Annotated in this window: 14 protein-coding genes; 12 read left to right on the forward strand and 2 right to left on the reverse strand. The window is 43.1% G+C overall.

The window, feature by feature from the left end:
• The first annotated feature begins 54 nt into the window (after positions 1-54).
• The 3 genes from AC59IL_RS19835 to AC59IL_RS19845 all read left to right on the forward strand — a co-directional run bounded on the left by AC59IL_RS19835 (position 55) and on the right by AC59IL_RS19845 (position 3,160).
• Entirely contained in the window at positions 55-1,368 is a 1,314-nt protein-coding gene (locus AC59IL_RS19835; protein ID WP_496553929.1) for a gluconate:H+ symporter, read from the forward strand.
• A gap of 153 nt (positions 1,369-1,521) precedes the next feature.
• Complete coding sequence (locus AC59IL_RS19840) at positions 1,522-1,983, forward strand: RidA family protein (protein WP_496553930.1); 462 nt, start codon at positions 1,522-1,524, stop codon at positions 1,981-1,983.
• Positions 1,984-2,092: 109 nt separating this feature from the next.
• On the forward strand, positions 2,093-3,160 hold the full coding sequence (locus AC59IL_RS19845; RefSeq protein ID WP_496553931.1) for a dipeptidase: 1,068 nt from the start codon (positions 2,093-2,095) through the stop codon (positions 3,158-3,160).
• A 6-nt stretch (positions 3,161-3,166) separates the two neighbouring features.
• Here AC59IL_RS19845 and AC59IL_RS19850 read toward each other — a convergent pair whose 3' ends face one another.
• Positions 3,167-4,807 (reverse strand): T9SS type A sorting domain-containing protein, encoded by a 1,641-nt coding sequence (locus tag AC59IL_RS19850; protein ID WP_496553932.1) that lies wholly within the window; start codon positions 4,805-4,807, stop codon positions 3,167-3,169.
• Positions 4,808-5,914: 1,107 nt separating this feature from the next.
• On the opposite strand from AC59IL_RS19850, the gene AC59IL_RS19855 reads away from it, so the two are divergent.
• Together AC59IL_RS19855 and AC59IL_RS19860 are read left to right on the forward strand one after the other, a co-directional pair.
• On the forward strand, positions 5,915-7,006 hold the full coding sequence (locus AC59IL_RS19855; RefSeq protein WP_496553933.1) for a glycosyltransferase: 1,092 nt from the start codon (positions 5,915-5,917) through the stop codon (positions 7,004-7,006).
• Between the two features lie 26 nt (positions 7,007-7,032).
• Positions 7,033-7,437 carry a hypothetical protein gene (locus tag AC59IL_RS19860; protein WP_496553934.1) on the forward strand — a complete coding sequence of 135 codons (405 nt, stop codon included), beginning with the start codon at positions 7,033-7,035 and terminating at the stop codon, positions 7,435-7,437.
• Between the two features lie 57 nt (positions 7,438-7,494).
• Here the strand turns inward: AC59IL_RS19860 and AC59IL_RS19865 are convergent, their stop codons facing one another.
• Complete coding sequence (locus tag AC59IL_RS19865; protein WP_496553935.1) at positions 7,495-8,064, reverse strand: RNA polymerase sigma factor; 570 nt, start codon at positions 8,062-8,064, stop codon at positions 7,495-7,497.
• Positions 8,065-8,224: 160 nt separating this feature from the next.
• Here AC59IL_RS19865 and AC59IL_RS19870 point away from each other — a divergent pair, with 160 nt between their 5' ends.
• The 7 genes from AC59IL_RS19870 to AC59IL_RS19900 all read left to right on the forward strand — a co-directional run bounded on the left by AC59IL_RS19870 (position 8,225) and on the right by AC59IL_RS19900 (position 22,272).
• Positions 8,225-9,217, forward strand: coding sequence for a FecR family protein (locus AC59IL_RS19870; protein ID WP_496553936.1), 993 nt, complete (start codon positions 8,225-8,227; stop codon positions 9,215-9,217).
• A 35-nt stretch (positions 9,218-9,252) separates the two neighbouring features.
• Positions 9,253-12,993: a SusC/RagA family TonB-linked outer membrane protein gene (locus AC59IL_RS19875; RefSeq protein WP_496553937.1), complete on the forward strand. Its 3,741-nt coding sequence runs from the start codon at positions 9,253-9,255 to the stop codon at positions 12,991-12,993.
• Between the two features lie 82 nt (positions 12,994-13,075).
• Positions 13,076-14,686 (forward strand): SusD/RagB family nutrient-binding outer membrane lipoprotein, encoded by a 1,611-nt coding sequence (locus AC59IL_RS19880; protein ID WP_496553938.1) that lies wholly within the window; start codon positions 13,076-13,078, stop codon positions 14,684-14,686.
• Positions 14,687-14,839: 153 nt separating this feature from the next.
• Positions 14,840-16,333 carry an alpha-L-fucosidase gene (locus AC59IL_RS19885; protein WP_496553939.1) on the forward strand — a complete coding sequence of 498 codons (1,494 nt, stop codon included), beginning with the start codon at positions 14,840-14,842 and terminating at the stop codon, positions 16,331-16,333.
• Positions 16,334-16,413: 80 nt separating this feature from the next.
• On the forward strand, positions 16,414-17,874 hold the full coding sequence (locus AC59IL_RS19890) for an alpha-L-fucosidase (RefSeq protein ID WP_496553940.1): 1,461 nt from the start codon (positions 16,414-16,416) through the stop codon (positions 17,872-17,874).
• Between the two features lie 88 nt (positions 17,875-17,962).
• Positions 17,963-19,861 carry a beta-galactosidase gene (locus tag AC59IL_RS19895; RefSeq protein ID WP_496553941.1) on the forward strand — a complete coding sequence of 633 codons (1,899 nt, stop codon included), beginning with the start codon at positions 17,963-17,965 and terminating at the stop codon, positions 19,859-19,861.
• 251 nt (positions 19,862-20,112) lie between these two features.
• Positions 20,113-22,272, forward strand: a complete 2,160-nt coding sequence (locus tag AC59IL_RS19900) for a glycoside hydrolase family 3 N-terminal domain-containing protein (RefSeq protein ID WP_496553942.1) — start codon at positions 20,113-20,115, stop codon at positions 22,270-22,272.
• The last annotated feature ends 102 nt before the right edge of the window (positions 22,273-22,374 follow it).

A 22,374-nucleotide genomic window follows, 5' to 3' on the forward strand; every position in this document is an offset into this window, starting at 1 on the left:
AAGGCACAAGAATCAAGGAACAAGGCTCAAGAATCAACAATTATAAAGAGTGGCATGTCGATAATAATAGTGTTAATATGTATTGTTTTACTGATCCTGCTGATTACGTGGGGTAAGCTGAATGCATTTCTGGCATTTTTGCTGGTATCGGTATTGGCGGGTGTGTTATTAAAATTGCCGGCCGATAAAATCATGTTGTCGGTTCAGCATGGTATAGGCGATACACTGGGCTCGCTGGTTAGCATTATTTGCCTGGGCGCCATGCTGGGTAAACTGGTGGCAGAAAGCGGTGCAGCGCAAAAAATTGCTTCAGTACTTATGAATGCCTTTGGCGTAAAGTATTTGCAATGGGCTTTAATGATCACCGGCTTTATTATTGGCATACCCCTGTTTTACGGAGTAGGTTTTGTATTGATGGTTCCGTTAATTTTTTCGGTAGTATACCAATATAAGCTGCCGGCTGTTTATATCGGCTTACCTATGCTGGCGGCGTTATCGGTTACACATGGATTTTTGCCGCCGCATCCTTCGCCTACGGCGCTGGTTATGCAGTTTAACGCCAATATGGGTGTTACGTTGCTGTACGGATTGATGATTGCCATACCGGCAATTATTATCGCCGGTCCGTTGTTCTCGAAAATGATTAAGAATATTTCGGCTGAACCGCTTGAAATGTTCAAGCCAAAGCCGGTACAAAAGGGCGAGCTGCCGGGTACCGCTAACAGTTTTGTTACTTCATTGTTACCCGTTTTTTTGCTAACGGCAACCACTATATTAAATTATTTTTTAATCGGCAGGCAATCGTTCAAACCGGTTCTCACCCTTGTTGGTGAGGCCGGATTTATTATGCTTGTTTCGGTTTTAATTGCTGCTTATACGCTGGGTGTTGCCTGTGGCAGGTCGATGAAACAGGTAATGGCCATATATGCCGATGCAATAAAAGATGTTGGCATGATTTTATTGATCATTGCCGGCTCGGGCGCTTTAAAGCAGGTTTTAACCGACACCGGTGTGAGTAAGGAAATTGCAGGCGCATTACAAACATGGCCTGTTCATCCGCTGGTGCTTGCCTGGTGTATGGCCGGTATCATACGTATATGCGTAGGCTCGGCCACTGTTGCCGGATTAACCACTGCCGGCATTGTTGCCCCATTGCTTGCAAAGTCATCGGTAAATCCCAACCTGATGGTATTATCTGTTGGAGCCGGCAGTTTATTGTTTTCGCATGTGAACGATGCCGGTTTCTGGATGTTTAAAGAATATTTTAATCTGAGCATAAAAGATACCTTAAAGACCTGGTCGGTAATGGAAACAATTGTAGCTGTAACAGGATTGGTGGGTGTGATGCTGCTGAATTGGTTAATATAGGAAGGCAAATGGTTACCGGTTGCTGGTTTCAGGTTACAGGTTTCAGGTTACAAGGTCTGGTGAGGGAATGTAATAAAGAAAATAAGAATGATTATATAGCAGAGGCCATTGACCATTCACGATTCCCGATAACAATATCAAACAATAGAACACATGAATGCAGAAGAAAGATTCAACAAGTTGGGTTTCAGTTTACCACCTGCTCCCCTTCCGTTGGGAGTATACAAACCTTATCTGATCGATGGAAAGTATCTTTATTTGTCGGGGCATGGGCCGGTGCGGGACGATAAAACGCTTATTATTGGCCGGATAGGAAAAGAGCTGGATATGGAAGAAGGCAAACTGGCTGCACGCCAGGTTGGATTAACAATGCTTTCAACCATTCGTACTCACATTGGTCATCTTGATAAAATAAAAAGAGTGATCAAAATACTGGGCATGGTTAATTGCACGCCGGAATTTGAACGCCATCCCTATGTTATTAATGGCTGCAGTGAATTGTTTGCTGAAGTATGGGGCGAAGAATATGGTATAGGCGTACGCAGCGCTGTTGGCTTTGGTTCTTTACCGGATAATATCCCGGTTGAAATAGACGCCATGTTTGAATTGTACTAAAGTTTGCCGAAAGTCCGAAAGATGTATGCTGTTTATTCGTTTTTCTTTCGGACTTTCGGTCATCCGTCTTTCGCACTGATTTCGATCAACATTACAATTAAATATCAGCATGTTCACTATAGATGCACATCTTGATCTTAGCATGAATGCCATGGAGTGGAACCGCGACCTGCGGCAACCAGTGATGCATATTCGTAAAACGGAAGAAGGATTAACCGATAAGCCCGATCGTGCAAAGGGAACAGTTGCCCTGCCCGAATTGAGGCAGGGTAATGTTGGTTTGGTGGTGGCTACGCAAATTGCCCGGTATGTAGGGCCCGGCAACCCGCTACCCGGCTGGCATTCGCCCGAACAGGCCTGGGCGCAAACACAGGCGCAACTGGCCTGGTATAAAGCCATGGAAGCCGATGGGCAAATGGTGATGATAAAAAATAAAATCGACCTCGATAATCATATTGCCTTATGGACGAACGGCGAACCTAACGATACCAAACCGGTTGGGTATATATTGAGTCTCGAAGGCGCCGATTCGCTGGTTACTGTGCAACACCTTGAAACGGCATATGCTTATGGCTTACGTGCAGTGGGGCCTGCGCATTATGGGCCGGGTCGTTATGCCAATGGTACCGATGCAACAGGCAACCTGAATGCGCAGGGAAAAGCATTGTTGAAAGAAATGGAACGCCTGAACATTATTCTCGATGCAACTCATTTATGCGATGATGCTTTTTGGGATGCAATGAAAATTTTCAACGGGCAGGTTTGGGCCAGTCATAATAACTGCCGAACACTGGTTGATCATAATCGCCAGTTCAGCGACGACATGATAAAAGTGCTGATTGAAAGAGGGGCAGTCATTGGTGGTGCGCTCGATGCGTGGATGATGGTGTCTGGTTGGGAGAGGGGCGTATCTACACCTGAAACAACACAATGCAATCTTGAAAAATTAATCGACCATATGGACCATATCTGCCAGCTGGCGGGCAACGCTCTTCATGTTGGCATTGGCACCGACCTCGATGGCGCCTTTGGCAAGGAACAATGTCCCTACGACCTCGAAACCATTGCCGATCTGCAAAAGATCCCTGATCTATTCTCCAAACGCGGATATGCACCCGCAGCTATTGAAAACATCATGCATGGTAACTGGTTAAGATTTTTGAGGAGGGCGTGGTAGAATGTATCACCCCTTCATCACCTTAAAAATAGTAAACCGTTCACGCACTTTGATGGCTACCAGGTATACACCGGGCGGGTAGGCGCTGATGTCGAATGCTTCGCTGTATTTGCCTGGCTTTTTTTCGGCATTCATTGAACGCAGTTGCTGACCCGATAAATTATACATGTTGATCTCAACATGTGAAGCGCTATCGATGGTATACAGGAGTTTAAACAAACCGTTATTGGGATTGGGCAATAGGCTGGTCATCATTGGCAATTGCTGCATATTCACCCGGGCGGCAAACGTTATGGCATTTTGCTCGGGCGCCTGAATATGTATTTTGTTTACCATATTGTTAACGCCGGGATCGGTGCCAATAACATAAAAATCGTTGATGTCGATATTGGTATTCGACCACCCGTCTTTGCTCAGGAATATAGGGTAGTTTACATGAATGTCTGTCCAGTCAGTAGCTTCTTTTATTACATAAGGATGATCGGTCCAGTGTATCAGGTCATTCGAAAAACGAAGGCCTACCTTCACTTTATGATTATCGCTGTGATCGATGTATTCTTCTACTCCTATAAAATAACCGGCATTTTCGGCTCTGGCAACACTGAACCTTATTTCCTGTAACACATCTTTGCGGTCATCCATAACATCGGTGGCTTTGGCGCCTTTCACAGCCACATAATCGAGCATGTTTTCTTTTGTTAATCCATCTGGTAACGAAGGCATCCATGTTTCAACGCCCGCACGCGATTTATAATATACTTCGTAGCTGTGAGCATCGAGCGCTTTGCTCAAAGGAGCCCTTGCTACTTTTATTCCTTCGCTGCATCCTTCTTCATCGGGAATGTTGTTGGCGTAGGCGCCGCCTTCTACATAAAATACATATACGTAATTGTTATATACGATAGAAGAGGGGTGCCGAAGGCCGCTGGTGCATTTAATGCCCGACCGGGTTATGTAACCGGTTGATGGCCATACAATCGGTCCCAGTTCGTTTTTAAAGAACTGTTGTCCCCAGTTTGTGGAAGCATTATTCGCTACCCAGGCAGCACTGATAATACCGTTGTATGCTTTCCACCCTTCTCCGTAGGGACTGCCACCGGAGTATGATGATGGGTCGGCCGGGTTAATTGGTACATTTTTTTGTATGCTGTTCGGATATCGTTTTGTTTTTGAGCTTTTGATATCGCCGGCAACGTAGTTCTTATTTTCGCCATGTAAAAAACCTAATGATACGGCGCCTTCCTGCGGATGCTGAAAATAAGCGGCGCTGTAAACTGCATGGTAAGTTCTTTTCCAGTTGTTAATAAGCCGCGTGGAATCATAATCACGGCTATTGATATAGCTCATGGATGCATTGTAAGGACCTATTCCTTCTTTTTTGAAATTGATTCTTCGTTTAACCGTAAGCGGGGTAGGGGAAGTCCAGATATATGTATCGCTTCCGTCAACAAATAAATACGACTTCCAGCCGCCCGGAATGATCCATGGCGGTACTTCGGTTTTTGCTTTTCCCTTGTTACGCTTTTTATTGGCTTTAAACCAAACACCCGATACGCCACTCATTGAGTAGGTATTTAAATCGGGGTACTGGGCAAACAATGCGTTACCGCAAAACAGTGCTACGAAAAACAGGTTTAACCGTTTCACAAAAATGGTTTGGGATTTTTTGAATAAACCTGGTACGGAGTTGATTAAAAAACCACCTTCCATCTGGGTTTCAGCAGATCTTCATAGCTATAATTTGCTGTTGTTAAACAGCCGTATGTTTAAAGGGTAATTTTGTGCGTAGGAGAAGTTGGCCGTGGCCGTTTTGATTAGTTAAACAATAATACTAAAAAAATAGTCAAATTTCTTTATTGTTGAAAAAATTGTTTTTGATGTCAATGGTGTATAAACGAAGTTCTGCAATTCACAAGCATAATCATATGTAGGGCATCACCATTTTTTGTATGAGAAGAATCAAAACCCGTTTTGTTCATCACAGTATGTTGTCGGTGTTTCAATAACTGTTCGATAATTGTTGCAGACATTTCATTTTTTGAAAGATGAAGTTAATGCTGTGCCTTGGCCGGAAATTAATGATGCATTACCGGTGAATAATGTAAGGCAATGAAAAACAAATATATAAGCCGGGCGTCGAAACGGGGTGCAATCACAGGTTGTATTGTTTAAGTATTACGCGGCATTAAATTAGCATTATTAAACAGATGGGACCAGACAGAGGTAGTGTTTAATCAACGATAAAAGTAGCCGGAACAAAGGCTTAAAATAATAATTCATCGATTATTAAATTAATAACTGATTATTTATAAAGGTGTTATTAAGGGTTTGCTGTTTAGGCCGGTGTTTTAAAGAATTATTTATGAACAATAGGCACAAAAATAGCAGGTAGCTGAATTATTGTGTAATTGGATCAGGCAAATGCCCCTCCTGTTTTCATTACATCATTACCCTTTCCCCTTCAACCAGGGCAATGTGAAAGCCTTACACGCGGGTCTGTAGTAGCCATTGATATAAGTGCACCAGTGGTAAATAAACGCATTTTCAGGTGGAAGGCACTTTAAAAATGTTTTTATTCACCCAACGGTTATGTGGAAGGCATCCGTAATAGAAAGGGCAGGAGGTTAATCCTGCACCATTTCTACCTGCCGCCCGCTAACCTGCAACGAATTGATTGATTCTTTTTTTCATGTAAGCGATCGTAATGAACAAATTATACTGTACAGAATTTTATTGATTTTCATTATCAGGTGTATGAAAATAGTACATGTTGTGGAGCCTTTTGCTTCGGGTATAGCGGCGTTTGTTCAGTCTATAGTACAGAATCTGCACGACGATTTTCATATTATTATTCATGGCGAGCGTGAATATGTGATGAGTTCGGCCGAAATAAAACAGTTCTTTCCAACAGATAATGTGCAGTTTATCAGGTGGCAATCGGCGCAACGGAATATCAGTCTTGTTAAAGACACTGCCGCCCTGGTTGAGCTTTGCAGGTTATTAAAGAACCTGAAACAACAGAAAATGGTAGATGCAGTTCATCTGCATTCATCGAAAAGTGGTTTTTTAGGCCGGCTGGCCTGCAGGCTTATTGATATTTCGAATGTGATTTATACACCCAATGGGGCGCCGTTTATGCTGAGTAATATAAAAGCTATTAATCTTTTTTATAAGCTGTTCGAAAAGCTTGGCTCGGCATTCGGGGGCAAGGTGGTTTGTTGCTCGCGTTCCGAAATGGAGGCTTACCGCAAACTGGGCATCAGAGCGCTTACTATAAATAATGGAATTGCTGTTAAAACTTCTGCAGCCCAGGCTGTTATTCCGGCTAAGTCGTCGAAGTTTCGTATATTAACCTGCGCCCGGATCGTGCCTCAAAAGAATCCGGCGCTTTTTAATACCATTGCTGCCTGCTTTAAGGATTTTGAACAGTTTGAATTTGTGTGGGTGGGCGATGGGGAAGAACGACACCGGTTAACATCACCCAATATTAAAATTACCGGCTGGCTTACACCGCCCGAAGCCCTGAAATTGATCACCACCTCGAATTTGTATTTGTCAACGTCGCAATTTGAAGGCTTGTCGTTTTCGGTATTGGAAGCATTGGCCCTGAAAAAAACTGTTTTATTAAAAGATTGTATTGGCAACAGGGATATTGTAAAAAAGGGATTGAACGGCGACCTGTTTCAAAATGCACAGGAAGCCGTAGTAAAGATATTTCAATATTATAATAATCCTGATATGTTGAATGTGATGGGCGAATATTCCATGTCGTTATGCCATAAGGAATTTAATGTAAGCGATACCTGTTCGTTATACCGTAATTTATATCAGCGAACAAAAGCTTAATTTAAAAAAGTATTAAACAAATTACTATGAATGGTACTCCGGGTGCTTTGAAAGAACGTAGTGAACATGCAAAACAGGCAGCAAACGGTCACACATTAACCGATTTGCAGTATAAACAAATTAATGAAAGGCTTGAACAGATATGCCACTATCTAAAAGAAGAGATAGAAAGTAAAAAGCAAACCATTCAGGAGCAGCGAAATGAAATCGGGCGATTGCAGAAAGAAATAAATAATAAAACAACTGTTATAAACGATTTACAACAACAGCTGCAGTACAGCTCGCAAAGCACCGAAGGCCATCGCCAGCTTATTAATAAATTACTGAACGATATTGAACATTATCAGAACGACATCGACTGGTACAAAAGAACCTACGAAAGAAGAAGCATATGGGGTGTACTGAAAGAAAAACTTACAAGAAGAACATAAGGGCATCGCAGTAATTGATTTTGGACAATTCCCTTGTTGAATAAATCTTCACCTTACTTAAATCAGTAAACAAAAAAGAAGCGCGATACTGGTAAGCAATTTTTTAAGCGATTTGATAGATTGATATAACAGGTTGCGGGCTGCCTGATAATTGATATTCATAATCTCACTCACTTCTTCATAACTCAGCTCCTGGTAAAATTTAAGGTAAATAATTTCCTTTTGACGGTTCGACAACTGATCAAGGGCCTGCAAAACTCTTTTGGTTTTTTCGGCATCCTGTTCTTTACCAACAAGCAGGTTTTCGTGGCTTAATTCAAACAGCACATCGGTGAAATTTTCATTAAAAGACGTGGGCGTTTTTCGCTGGTGGGCGCGGTACATCTTGTATTTGAGCGACTTAAACAAATATGCTTTAACAGATTGTACCTGCGTTTGACTCTTGTTCTGCCATAATTCGGTGAATAATTCCTGGATGCAATCTTCCATTAAATCGTTATTGCTGGTTAGTTTACTACCATACTGAACCAGTGGTTCGTAGTAGCGGCGAAAGAGCAAAGCAAATGAATCATGATCACCCTTCTGATAGGCCTCCCACAACGCAATATCTGATTGGTTGGATATCAATGTGTTATAAGCTAAGTTAGTTTAGTTGGTCCGTATCCTTAACAGATGTGAATTTAGCATATGTTTTATATGAAAAACTAAAAATGCCAAAAAATATGATTACAAAAATTGATTTTGCAGTACTAAATTTAGAGAGAAACACCTACATTAAACCTACGTTATGGATGTATTGTACAATTCTGTTGAAGAACTATTAAGCGACGAGAGCTTTTTAGGATGGTATTTTAAAATAGATACCGTAGCTATTGAAAAATGGGATAATCGCTTAGCAATTAACCCTTCACAAAAGAAAATCGCAGACGAGGCTGTTCAGTTGTTGAACGCCATCAAAATAAAGGAACAATCTGTTGATCTGCAACGCTTAAAAATTGCCGAGTATAAGATGATGACCGCTACTATCCCTGCAAATCAAAGAGCCGGGGGGAGGGTAGTTTCGATATGGTCGAAAAACATAAAATGGATGGCTGCGGCTGCAATAATTTTATTATCTTCATTAGGAATTTGGCAATTAAACCGCACATCCGGAAAACTCGCTATTCAAACCGCCTATGGCGAAACACGCAATAATGTTCTACCCGATGGATCGCAGGTGATGCTTAACGCTAATACTACCATTAACTACAAGAACTGGAAAGAAGGAACGGATCGTGAAGTATGGTTAAACGGAGAAGCCTTTTTTCATGTGAAAAAAACAGCTAAAAGAAACCGTTTTATTGTACACTCAAACAATTTTGATATAGTTGTTACCGGTACACAGTTTAATGTAATCAACCGTGATAATAAGAGCAATGTATATTTAAAGGAAGGAAGCGTAACTATACAAAGCAAGGGCAGAGAAATATATATGAAGCCAGGCGATTACGTTGAAGTTAGTAACACAGGTATTCAAAAGAAAGACATAAACAGTGCACCGGTACTGGCATGGACCGATCATAAATTTATATTCGAAAACACTCCTATGAAAGAGGTAGCTTCTATGGTTTCGGAATTATTTGGAATCAAAGTTACGCTGACCGATGAAGCTGTAGCCTCTTCAACGATCTCAGGTATCATGCAAAATGATAACCTCGAAGTATTTATACAATCGTTGGATGCCTTACCCGACTATGTAGTTAGTAAAACAGAAGAAGGAATTCAGATCAGTAAAAAATAACAACGGCAGGCAGGTTTATTTTTTAAAATCTGCGTATGTGGAAAAAAGGCTCTGTAAGATTTATTCGGGGGTGTTTTTTCACGGTTTGCTTATTTGCGATTAACATTATCAACGCACAGGAAGCTATTTCCTTTAATCGGAAAAAGAGTCCCCGAAACCCGTTACGTGCAGGCGTTCAGTCACCGGCAAAAGATACTTCTATTGCCCGCCAGCCGCTATTTGCCGTTCTTAAACAACTCAACCTTACAAAAGGTATTTATTTTCTTTTTTCCGATAAAACATTCGGGCAGTTAATGGTAGCGCCGGTTATGAACCTGAACCGGCCGGTAGAGCAGATACTGGACGAGTTACTGCAGTTTACCGGGCTGAAGTATAAAAAGATCAATGATAAAACCTTTGTAATTGTATCATCAATCGTTACCTCCGAAATTGAACCCGGTAAAATAAATAAACCGGTTGCCACAGAAGAAGAAATAAAATCCCCACCCGTTGCTCCCAAAGTGGCTCACATTGTTAAAGGAAAAATTACCAACAGCGAAGGCAAACCCCTGGCCAATGTTACAGTTATGGTAAAAGGTTCGGGCCTGGGAACCACTACCAACTCAAACGGCGATTTTGATCTGGCAGGCATCACAGGTGATTTGCTTGAGCTATCGTGTGTTGGTTACGAAAGAAAGGAAATACATCTTAATACGGCAAATGCAGTTATTTATGTAAACACCCAGATGACTGTTATTGAGAACGTAATGAATGAAGTTGTGGTAACTGCATTGGGTGTAAATAAATATTCCCGTTCATTGGGCTTTTCATTAAGCACAGTGTCGTCGGAAGATATTAACCAATCGGGTAACACCAATTTCGCTTCGGCTTTATATGGCCGCTCGCCAGGTGTTTTGATCAATACCGCTCCCGGTGGCGCAACCAGTGCCGTACAGGTTCAGATACGGGGCGTAAATTCCCTGAATTTTAATGCACAGCCTTTATATGTGGTAGATGGAATTGTGATTCGCAATACCAACGAAAAAGGTATTACCGGAATAAATAATGGTGGTTATTGGGTCGATCCCCGCATTCGCGGAAATGGTATTCTCGATATCAATCCGGCCGATATCGATAACCTCACTATTTTAAAAGGCGCCAGCGCAACTGCCCTGTATGGGTCTGAGGCGGCTGCAGGCGTAGTAGTGATCACCACAAAAAAGGGAACGCCCAAAAAGCGGTTGGGGGTCACTGTAAATTATACCAATACCCTTGAGCAGGCCGCTTTTTTACCAAAATACCAGCATGAATACGGCCCGGGTGGCGACAGGGCTACTAATTTATCAGAAGGCGCCAATGAAGATGGATGGATACCGGTTGATATGGATGGCGATGGTATAAACGACCACCTTCGACCCAATTTTGCAGCCTGGGCGCAGTTCGGGCCAAAGTTCGATGGACAAATGGTTCCCTGGTGGGATGGCCAGATGCGACCTTATACCGCGCATAAAAACAATTACAAAGATTTATATCGTACAGGAGTCAATTCAATTTTTAATACAGCCGTTGCCAACCAAACCGATCGTTTTGCATACCGCTTATCGTTTACCCGCAACGACTACAAAGGCATACAACAGGGTGGCGATTTGCAACGCAACACTTTTCATTTAAACAGCAATATTAAAATTACCGATAAGCTGAATGTTGATGTAGTTTCAAATTATTTCAACAGCAAAGTACATAACCGGCCCATTCAGTTAAGCAGAATTATTGCTGCCTATTCGGGGCTTATCAGCCCTGCAGAGGATATGGGGGTATTTTTTGATAAATATAAAACAAGTGATGGGTACAAATGGGTGCCCTGGAATGAAGCGCAGCGTAATCCGGCCGAAGCCCTTCACTACAATATAAAAACCGAGGTGCCCGACCTTTTGTGGATGCAGCTGCGCAACAGTGAAGATGAATATGAAGATAGATTACTAAACAGTATAACCCTCAATTACGATTTCAATAAAGAGTTTAAATTCAGGGCACGCCTTGGAAACGACTTCACCAGTTTAAAAACCGAAACCCGTCAATACAATGAATACCCGGTAATTTACAATGGCAATTTAAGTACCGGTATGTATGGAATAGCCGAAGGGCGTTATTCAATTTTATACGGCGACGGATTGCTGACCTGGTCAAAAAAACTGAATCACAACTGGCATCTTTCTGTAACAGGCGGCATTCAATCGCGAAAGGAACAGTATAACGATCAAAGTTCCCAAACCACCGATGGTTTGGTAAAAGAAAACTGGTTCAGTCTTGAAAACTCATTGCATCCTATTGCCACAACCCTTAACAGGAGCGCCGTTCTTAAATATGCTTTTTTAGGTTATTTCAACCTGGCCTATAAAAATTTTTTATTTCTTGAAGGAACAACGCGGCAGGAATATTCTTCAACGCTGCCTCCCGGCAGGAACAATTATTTTTATCCTTCTTTTAATGCCGGTTTCGTATTCACCGATGTGTTTCATCTGCCAGCCTGGTTTTCGTACGGAAAACTGCGCGCTTCGTATGGTATAGTAGGAAATGCCCCGCCGCCTTATGCTTCGGCAGTAACGTATAATCAAACAACGCTGTCACTTAACAATACTATGGTTACAGCTTTGAATACGCAAATGAATGCCGGTAATGATCAAATCAGGCCCGAAAACAAATATGAAGGGGAAGTTGGTCTTGAAACCATGTTGTTCAAAAACCGGCTTGGAGTTGATGTAACCTGGTACAATAGTCGCACCGTTGATCAGATTTTACAATTGAGCATTCCTGCCAGCTCAGGCGCCACCTCAAAACTCTTGAATGCCGGCGAACTGCAAAGCAATGGCCTTGAAGTAGGGGTGAATGCCATACCGTTATCGGGCAAAAATGTTAAATGGACGAGCCGGTTAAATTTTTCCGTGGCGCGTTCAAAAGTGAGCAAGCTGGCACCGGGTGTAAAGAATATTGTGTTTTTTGAAACTGAACAAAATGCCATACGAATAGTGGCCGACGAAGGTGAAACCGTAGGTAATGTTTATGTAAACCCGCGCCTCACCGATGAATCGGGTCATTATGTTATTGGATCAAACGGCTTATATGTTATTGATAACAGCCGCTACCAAAAGGTAGGAAATGTTATGCCACGGGCAACCGGAGGTTGGTTTAACTCGTTAAGCTGGAAAAGATTTTCACTCGATTGCGCTTTGGATTATCGTTTCGGAGGCAAGCTGGTATCGCCGCCTATAAAATATAACATAGGGGCGGGCATGTATGAAAGCACGTTGAAGTACCGCGATGCCGAACATGGCGGATTGCCTTATTATATAAACAACAATGAAGAAAAAGTTTTGTTACCCAATCACAATACTGCAGCACCCAATGGCGGCAAAGTGTATCACGATGGCGTGATTTTACCGGGTGTTACCACAACAGGTAAAGAAAACACCCAGATCATTGATGCTGCGTATTATTATATGAATACCTTTTACTGGGGCGCTTCTGCTTTAAACGAAAGCGCCGTTGTTGACAATAGTTATATAAAAATGCGCGAAGTAGTGCTTGGATATTCTTTGCCACAGAAATTAGCCAGCAAGCTTCATTTCAATAGCATACGCTTTTCTCTTATAGGAAGAAATCTGTTCTATATCTGGCGTACCCTGAAAGACATCGATCCTGAAACTGCCATTGGCTCAACCTGGATCAGACAAAGTGTTGATGAAGGATCAATGGCCGCTACCAGGAGTTTTGGATTTTCTGTAAATCTTGATTTTTAAACCTGCCTATCCTTTTTTACAAATAAAACGTATATGTTCTTATACGACTTATTTGATTTGAATGAATTATTGATTTGCCGACATGAACAAACAGGTTTTATATATTATTACCGTAGTGATACTGGTTTCAACCGGTATAACCGGCTGCCGTAAAAAGCTGGCTGATTTGTATTATGATCCCGATCAAACCACGCAGCCTTCTATTGAAAAGTTTTTTACACAAATGATCAATAACAACCGCGTGCGCCCTTCCTATTGGGAAATGCGCACGTTTGTGGTTATGCATACCGGTATTTACACCCAGTCGGTGGGTTTTTTAAACACCATTACTGAATATCAGCAAAACGCAAATTATACGCAGGATAAATGGAATGATTTTTACCGGGCCGGTACCACTGAAAATGGCAGCGGTGGTGTTATGGCGCTGTATCGTTTGATTGAAAAATTATATGGGTCCATAACCAATGAGAACGATAAGACTAATATGGAAGTATTTTTAATGGCTGCCCGCGTTGTGTTGTACGACCAGGCTTCGCAAATGGTCGACATGTGGGGTGATATTCCTTATAGCGAGGCAGGTAGTGTAAATACTTCAGATAATATTGTGATGGCTAAATTCGACGATGCCGCTGAAATTTACAATACCATACTCAACGGGTTGAAAGACGCCGCTGATTATTTTTCAAATCTTCAGATAACTACCACAGCACAGGTACAGTTCACTAAACAGGATATTTTGTTAGGCGGACAAGTGAATAAATGGCAGAGGTATGCCAACTCAATAAGATTGCGGCTGCTGATGCGCATTTCTGATTTTGATGAAGCAAAGGCTAAAACAGAAGCATTAAACATGCTCAATAATCCGGCAACGTACCCATTAATAGATGGCTTATCGGCCTATGCACCCGCTACAACTGATGTATTGCTGCAGCAGCTTGATTTGCATAACGATGATTTGCACCTTGCGCTTACCGAAGTGTTTAATTATTCAGCGCCTGATTATTTACTGAATACAGCTATGAAGCCATGCAACGACCCGCGCATACCCGTATTGTTCGACAAATATGGCCGCACAGTGGGCGATCAGTTCATTCCCAATACCGATTATAACGGCCTGCCCGTAAATTTAACTGCCGAAGCGCAGCAACAAGCTATAGGTTCCTATGCCATTGTTGATTCGGCTACATTTTTATACAATAACTTATTGCCCGGTATTGTAATTACGGCTTCGGAAGTAAATTTTTTAAAAGCCGAAGCTTTTGAACGATGGGGAGGAGGCGATGCTGCATCTGCATATGAAACAGCTATAAGGCAATCGATTGTATTTTATTATTATTTAAATAGCCTGAATAAAACTACCCGAACGCCGTTGACAATGCCGGCCACTACTGTTATCGATGCTTTTTTACAAACCGATCAAATTAAATATTCAGGAACCAGTGATGAAAAACTGGCGAAGATATGGGTGCAGAAATGGGTTCATTTTGGTTTTTTGCAATCGATTGAAAGCTGGGCCGAATATCGCAGAACAAAATATCCTCAATTGAAATTTTACCCTTCTACATTGCCCGGTTATGAGGAACCACCTTCGAGGCTTGTATATCCTGCCAGCGAAACAGCATATAATGCAAACTATGCATCAGTTAAAAATAAAGATATACGAACAGGAAAAATTTTCTGGGATGTGAAGTAATTCGTTGAATTTTCCTCTTCAGTGCTTAGTTTTGCGCTTCCGTCCCGGTTGCATATTTCCCTTTTATTTGTATTTGCTGCCATCTTATGACACTTTCAACCCGTCTTGCGATATGATTGCAGATTGTTAATTTTTAAACCAGTAACAGCAATTATGACTATAATCAGTTCAGCAGGATCTTTGTTCTTTCAGCAACTCAAAAAAAATGCCCGCTGTTTGTTTCTTTTTCCTGTGGTAATTATCGGTTTTCTTTCTGCACAGGCACAGGAACAACAAATTCATCCGCAATCAACAAAATACGAATGGCCAACCGAACCTGCCGTAAAAGAAAAGCTGGAGCAGTGGCGCGATCAAAAGTTTGGTATGATCATTCACTGGGGCCTGTACGCAGTGCCCGGTATGATTGAATCGTGGGCGCTGTGTTCCGAAGACTGGGTTACGCGCGACAGCACCTCATCATATGATGATTTTAAAAAATGGTACTGGGGGCTGAAAAAAGATTTCAATCCCGTAAACTTCAATCCCGACCAATGGGCCAAAGCGGCAAAAGATGCCGGTATGCGCTACCTGGTTTTTACAACCAAACATCATGATGGCTTTTGCATGTTCGATACAAAAGAAACCGATTTTAAAATCAGTAACGGACCCTTTGCTGCCAACCCAAAAGCCAATGTGGCAAAATATGTTTTTGATGCCTTTCGCAGGCAGGGCTTTATGATCGGTGCTTATTTTTCAAAGCCCGACTGGCATTGCCCTTACTACTGGTGGCCTTTGTATGCTACGCCCGACCGCAATAATAATTATGATATTCGCAAAAATCCCTGGCGCTGGAACCAGTTTAAAAAATATACGTATAATCAGATCAGTGAGTTAATGCACGATTACGGTTCAATGGATATTCTGTGGCTCGATGGAGGCTGGGTACGTCCGCTCGAAACAGTTACCGATGAAGTAAAGTCGTGGGGTGCTGCCATACCTGCCTGGAGCCAGGATATTGATATGCCGTCGATAGCAACGATGGCGCGCAAGGCGCAACCGGGATTGCTGATTGTTGACAGAACCGTGCATGGTCCCTATGAAAATTATCAAACGCCCGAACAACGGATACCCGATAAACAACTCGATCATCCCTGGGAAAGTTGTATAACTCTTGGTGATAACTGGGGATATGTGCCGAACGACAGATTGAAATCTTCTGCTAAAGTTATTCAGCAATTGATCGAAGTGGTGGCAAAAGGCGGCAGCCTGTTATTAGGTGTAGGCCCATCGCCCGATGGTACAGTACCTGAACCTGTGGTTAAACGGCTTGCCGAAATTGGCAACTGGCTGAATGCAAACGGCGCGGCAATTTATAATACCCGCCCAACGGCCAACTACCACGACGGAAATGTTTTCTTCACCCAGTCAAAAGATTCATTAGTGTTATATGCACTGGCTGGTTTGGATGAGAGCAAATCGGTTCCTGCCACTATTGAATGGACCGGCAATATTCCCGCAAAGGGATCTAAAATGAAATATCTGCCAACTGGTAAACCGGTGAAATATGTAGTTACCGGCGATAAAGTAAAAGTATTTGTGCCCGAAGCTTTGCAAAAAGCCACCGGAACAATCGGCGCGCTGGCATTTTCATTTACAACTGCCAAATGAAAAAAAGGAGGCTCACTCCAAAGGGTGACTCACCTTTCTCCTGTAAAAAATTTTCATCAAAGGTTAATCTGCTATATATTATGAATTTCAGCAAAGGTTTTGCAATAATAAGTATCGGTGCGCTTATATCTGTTGGTTTTCTTCCTCCGCATCGCGCTGTTCAGCCACCGGCGCCGGTGGGCCCTGTGCCAACACCCGCGCAGTTGGCCTGGCACCAGATGGAAACAAATGCATTTGTACATTTTACTGTTAATACGTTTACCGATCGCGAATGGGGTATGGGAAATGAAGATCCTTCGGTATTCAATCCTGCCAAGCTCGACGCCATGCAATGGGCGCGTATATTAAAGGAAACAGGTTTTAAACAAATGATACTTACCTGCAAACACCACGATGGATTTTGTTTGTGGCCCACCAAATACACCAAACATTCGGTACAATACAGTCCGTACAAAAACGGCAAAGGCGATGTGGTAAAAGAAGCATCGGATGCCTGTAAAAAGTATGGAATTAAATTCGGCGTATATCTTTCTCCGTGGGACAGGAACAGCGCCGATTACGGTAAGCCGGAATATATTACCTATTATCGCAATCAGTTGAAAGAACTGTTTACCAATTACGGACCTGTATGCGAAATGTGGTTCGACGGCGCCAATGGCGGCGAGGGCTATTATGGCGGCGCCAATGAAAATCGTCAGATCGATCGCAGAAACTATTACGACTGGCCCAATACGCTTGCCATGGTTAGGCAAATGCAACCGAATGTAATTTTCTTCAGCGATGCCGGCCCCGGTGTGCGGTGGGTGGGCAATGAAAATGGAACTGCCGGCGAAACCAACTGGAATACGATTACACCCGATACTTTGTATGCCGGTAAAGCCGGTATTGAAAATCTGCTGAACGAAGGCGCTGAAAACGGCACACAATGGATCCCTGCCGAAGTGGATGTATCTATCAGGCCCGGATGGTTCTATCATAAAAAAGAAGATTCACTGGTGAAAACGCCCGAACGCCTTTTTGAAATTTACCTCAGCTCAGTTGGCCGTGGTGCATTGCTGTTATTGAATGTGCCGCCCGACCAGCGTGGTTTGTTTCATGAAAATGATATCAAAGCCCTGTATGGCTTTCGTTCAATACTCAATCGCGAGTTTGCGAAAAATAAAGCATTGGGTGCATCAGTAACTGCAAGCAGTTATCGCGGTTCAGCGCCTGCCTATGCCGCCGGCAATGTAACCGATAACAGCAATGAAACTTACTGGGCTACCGATGATGGCGTAACTACCGGTTCCCTTGAAATAAATACCGGAAAGGTGCAAACAATTAAATACGTTATGTTGCAGGAGTATATAAAACTGGGGCAACGTGTTAAATCGTTTACGGTAGAAGTATGGGCCGATAATGCCTGGCAACAGGTAGCTGCCGGCACCACCATCGGATACAAACGCATTTTGAAACTAACGCCTGTAAAGGCCGGCAAAGTGCGTATTAATATCACTGCATCAAAAGCCTGCCCTGTTATTTCGAACGTGGCTATCTATTAAAACATTCAGGGTTTGGTTCGCGGTTCGAAATGGACGGGAAGCAAACCCCGGGATTTATTATAATTTTGAACTCAACTTCACTGCTACTATGATGCTTCACTTGCGTCGCACACTTATACGTTCTGTTCTTTATTCAGCAATAATCGGCTTTATTGTATTTGTATTGATTTCTTCAACTTCAATGGCACAATCGGGCCACTCATTTGAAATAAAGAACGGTCAGTTTTTGTACGATAACCAGCCGGTACAAATTCATTCGGGCGAAATGCATTATGCCCGTATTCCTGCAGCCTACTGGCGGCACCGCCTGAAAATGATCAAAGCCATGGGACTGAATACGGTGGCCACCTATGTTTTCTGGAATTACCACCACCCTTCGCCCGGTGTATGGGATTTCAGCAGCGGCAACCATAACCTGAGTGAATTTTTACGCATCGCCAAAGAAGAGAATTTATTTGTGATACTGCGCCCCGGTCCCTATGCCTGTGCCGAATGGGAGTTTGGCGGATATCCCTGGTGGTTATTGAAAGATACCGGTTTGGTAATTCGGTCGTACAACCAGCCCTTTCTCGATTCGTGCAAAATGTACATCAATAAACTGGCTGAGCAGGTAAAGAACTGGCAGGTATCAAAAGGCGGCCCGGTTATTATGGTGCAGGTCGAAAATGAGTTTGGTTCCTATGTGTCGCAACGAAAAGATATTCCCATAGAAGAACATCGCCGGTATAACGAAGCGATCAGGCAAATGCTGATTGGTTCAGGTTTAACCGGTCCGTTTTTTACGTCAGACGGAAGCTGGTTATTCGATGGCGGTTCGCTATCAGGTATACTGCCTGCTGCCAATGGCGAAGACAATGTTGATAATCTGAAGAAAGCCGTAAACAAATACCATAATAACGAAGGTCCGTATATGGTGGCCGAATATTATCCCGGCTGGTTGCATCACTGGGCCGAGCCTTTTCCAAATATTCCCGTTGATCAGGTAACCCAACAGGTAGAAAAATACCTGAAAAACGATATTAACTTCAATTTTTATATGGTGCATGGTGGAACCAATTTCGCTTTTACCTCCGGCGCCAATTATAATAACGATCACGATATTCAGCCCGATTTAACAAGCTACGATTATGATGCACCAATTACCGAAGCAGGATGGGCATCGCCCAAATACCTGGCCGTTCGCGAGCTGATGAAGAAGTATGTAAAATATCCGGTTCCTGAAATACCTGCAAAAATTCCGGTTATTACATTACCTGCTATTCAGTTAAATAAGTCAATGGATTTATTTGATATGAAAAAAACATTACATCCGGTAATAGCCGATACACCATTATCATTTGAATCGCTGAACCAGGGAAATGGATATGTATTGTACAGCAAACGGTTTACACAACCCATTCAGGGCACCCTGCAAATAAAAGGATTGCGCGATTATGCGGTGGTATATGTTGATGGAAAGAAAGTAGCTGTTCTGAACCGGGTCAATAAACAATATAGCGCAACAGTAAATATTCCTTTTAACGGCACGCTTGATATACTGGTTGAAAATATGGGCCGCATCAACTACGGCAGCGAAATAGTGAACAACACAAAAGGCATTATTTCGCCGGTGCTCATAAATGACATGCCGGTTACCGGTGGCTGGAATATGTATAAATTGCCGTTTGAACAATCGCCTGTAGTGAACGCCGTGAGCGCCGGACGGCAGAAAGAAGGAAGGGCTGCTATTTACAGCGGTACCTTTACGGTAACAAAGCCGGGCGATACATTTTTAGATATGCATCAATGGGGCAAGGGCATCGTGTTTGTAAACGGTATTAACCTGGGAAGATATTGGCAGGTTGGACCGCAACAAACCTTATACCTGCCCGGCTGCTGGTTGAAAAAGGGAGTTAACAACATTGTGGTATTTGAACAACTGAACGATCATATTCAACCGGTAATACCCACCGTGGCAAAACCGGTGTTAACGGAGTTGAAGCAATAGGCAATGGGCCTCGCGCAAAGCAAAGATTCAAAACCGTTTATAGTTTGAGGTTTGTAGTTGTGGTTCTTAGAAAAGTTTCTCGTTTATGGTTTTTAGTTTATGGTTCTTTTGGTGAATCCTGCTGTGCAAATTTGATCCTGTTAAACAGTTAAGGTATTTGATCTTAATAATGAAACTCCAAAGCGCGGCAGCAACCACAAACTTCAAACTACAAACCACAAACACAATTAAATCATCATTTTCATCATATCATGAGCAAACGCATTTTATTTTCATTGGCTTTTTTCTCATCGGTAATAGTACAGGCCCAGGAAAATCCTGTATTTCGTAACCCGCAACAACCTGTTGAAGTTCGTGTGAACGACCTGTTGCACCGGTTAACGCTCGAAGAAAAAATATCGCTGCTGGGTTTTCGCAGTAAGGAAGTGCAACGGTTGGGCATACCTGCCTACAACTGGTGGAACGAAGCATTGCACGGGGTAGCAAGGGCCGGCGTGGCTACAGTATTTCCGCAGGCCATTGGTATGGCGGCTACTTTTAACGACAGCCTGCTGTTGCAGGCAGCCAATGTTATTTCAACCGAAGCAAGGGCAAAATATAATTTATCGGTTGCGCAAAACAGACGATTGCAATACATGGGACTTACCTTTTGGTCGCCCAACATTAATATCTTTCGCGATCCCCGCTGGGGCCGCGGCCAGGAAACCTATGGCGAAGATCCTTTTTTAACCGCCCACATGGGTACTGCATTTATTAAAGGTTTACAGGGAAACGACAGCAGGTATCTAAAAACGTCGGCCTGTGCCAAACACTTTGCAGTGCACAGCGGTCCCGAAAACGGACGGCATACTTTTAATGCCATTGTAGATGAAAAAGATCTGCGCGAAACTTATTTATATGCTTTTAAAGCACTGGTTGATGCCGGTGTTGAATCGGTGATGTGTGGGTATAACCGGGTAAATGATCAGCCCTGTTGCACAGGCAATATTCTATTGCAAAACATTTTGCGCAATGAATGGAAATTCAAAGGACATGTGGTAACGGATTGCTGGGCGCTCGAAGATATTTATGCGCGTCATAAGGTATTGCCTTCAGCAGTTGAAGTAGCCGCTGCTGCGATTAAAGCAGGCGTAAACCTCGATTGCTCGAACCTGTTGCAGGACGATGTGATGAAGGCTGTTGAACAAAAACTGTTAACCGAAAAAGAAGTTGACAGTGCATTGGCCGGTATTATTCGTACTCAGATTAAGCTCGGTTTTTATGATCCTGCTTCGATGAATCCCTGGCAGAATTACGGAGCCGATAGTGTTGCCAATGCATGGCATGCTAACCTTGCGCGCACCATGGCGGCGCAAAGCATGGTATTGCTGAAGAACAGCAATCAGTTGTTGCCGCTCGATAAGAAAAAATTTCCTGCCATTATGGTGCTCGGGTCTAATTCGGCTTCGATGGATGCATTGCTCGGCAACTATCATGGCGTAAGCAACCGGGCTGTAAGTTTTCTGGAAGGTATTACCAATGCAGTTGATGCAGGCACCCGTGTTGAATACGATTTGGGTTGCGACTATAACGACACCGTTCACTTTGGCGGTATATGGGCGGCAGGCAATGCCGACATTACCGTTGCTGTAATTGGGTTAACACCGGTGTATGAAGGTGAGGAAGGCGATGCATTTCTGGCAGCCAAAGGCGGAGACAAACCCGACATGAGTTTGCCGGCTTCACATATTGCCTTTATGAAAAAATTGCGGGAATCTAATAAGAAACCGATTATTGCCGTGATCACCGCCGGCAGTGCAGTTGATATTTCGGCCATTGAGCAATATGCCGATGCTATTATACTTGCCTGGTATCCCGGCGAGCAGGGCGGCAATGCTTTGGCAGATATTTTATTCGGCAAGGTATCGCCCGCCGGCCGCTTACCGGTAACATTTTATCAGTCGTTTGCCGATGTGCCTCCATACAATAGTTATGCTATGAAGGGCAGAACCTACCGCTATTTTAATGGTAAAGTGCAATATCCGTTCGGATTTGGATTGAGCTATACTTCATTTGCATATGAATGGCAAAAAATGCCGGGTGTTATCAAAACAGTTAAAGACACAGTTTCGTTTTCGGTTAAAGTGAAAAACACCGGTTCAATGGATGGCGATGAAGTGGTGCAGGTTTATGTTGAATATCCTGCTGCCGACCGCATGCCTTTAAAAGAATTGAAAGCATTTAAACGGGTGCATGTTGCAGCAGGCAGTGAAGTGGTGGTTCCCGTAAGCATTCCCGCTGCTGAATTGCAGAAGTGGGATCTGGCTACCGGTACTTGGAAATTATATCCCGGTACATATACCATTTTTGCAGGCGGTAATTCGAATGATAAAAAAGTAGTGGCAACGGTAAAAGTGGGTGGTAAAAAATAGGTGCGCCCTGAGCGCAGTCGAAGGGCCCTGTATGTCCTGAGCGTCCTGAGCGTAGTCGAAGGATCGAAGGACAACCCAAATTACTTTGAGAATAAATGAATC

This window comes from Niastella sp. sgz303648 (assembly GCF_059587045.1).

What these genes read in the sequence shown, in the direction of transcription:
- AC59IL_RS19835 (WP_496553929.1), top strand. Translation starts at nt 55, where the DNA reads ATGTCGATAATAATAGTGTTAATATGTATTGTTTTACTGATCCTGCTG.
- AC59IL_RS19840 (WP_496553930.1), top strand. Translation starts at nt 1,522, where the DNA reads ATGAATGCAGAAGAAAGATTCAACAAGTTGGGTTTCAGTTTACCACCT.
- AC59IL_RS19845 (WP_496553931.1), top strand. Translation starts at nt 2,093, where the DNA reads ATGTTCACTATAGATGCACATCTTGATCTTAGCATGAATGCCATGGAG.
- AC59IL_RS19855 (WP_496553933.1), top strand. Translation starts at nt 5,915, where the DNA reads ATGAAAATAGTACATGTTGTGGAGCCTTTTGCTTCGGGTATAGCGGCG.
- AC59IL_RS19860 (WP_496553934.1), top strand. Translation starts at nt 7,033, where the DNA reads ATGAATGGTACTCCGGGTGCTTTGAAAGAACGTAGTGAACATGCAAAA.
- AC59IL_RS19870 (WP_496553936.1), top strand. Translation starts at nt 8,225, where the DNA reads ATGGATGTATTGTACAATTCTGTTGAAGAACTATTAAGCGACGAGAGC.
- AC59IL_RS19875 (WP_496553937.1), top strand. Translation starts at nt 9,253, where the DNA reads ATGTGGAAAAAAGGCTCTGTAAGATTTATTCGGGGGTGTTTTTTCACG.
- AC59IL_RS19880 (WP_496553938.1), top strand. Translation starts at nt 13,076, where the DNA reads ATGAACAAACAGGTTTTATATATTATTACCGTAGTGATACTGGTTTCA.
- AC59IL_RS19885 (WP_496553939.1), top strand. Translation starts at nt 14,840, where the DNA reads ATGACTATAATCAGTTCAGCAGGATCTTTGTTCTTTCAGCAACTCAAA.
- AC59IL_RS19890 (WP_496553940.1), top strand. Translation starts at nt 16,414, where the DNA reads ATGAATTTCAGCAAAGGTTTTGCAATAATAAGTATCGGTGCGCTTATA.
- AC59IL_RS19895 (WP_496553941.1), top strand. Translation starts at nt 17,963, where the DNA reads ATGATGCTTCACTTGCGTCGCACACTTATACGTTCTGTTCTTTATTCA.
- AC59IL_RS19900 (WP_496553942.1), top strand. Translation starts at nt 20,113, where the DNA reads ATGAGCAAACGCATTTTATTTTCATTGGCTTTTTTCTCATCGGTAATA.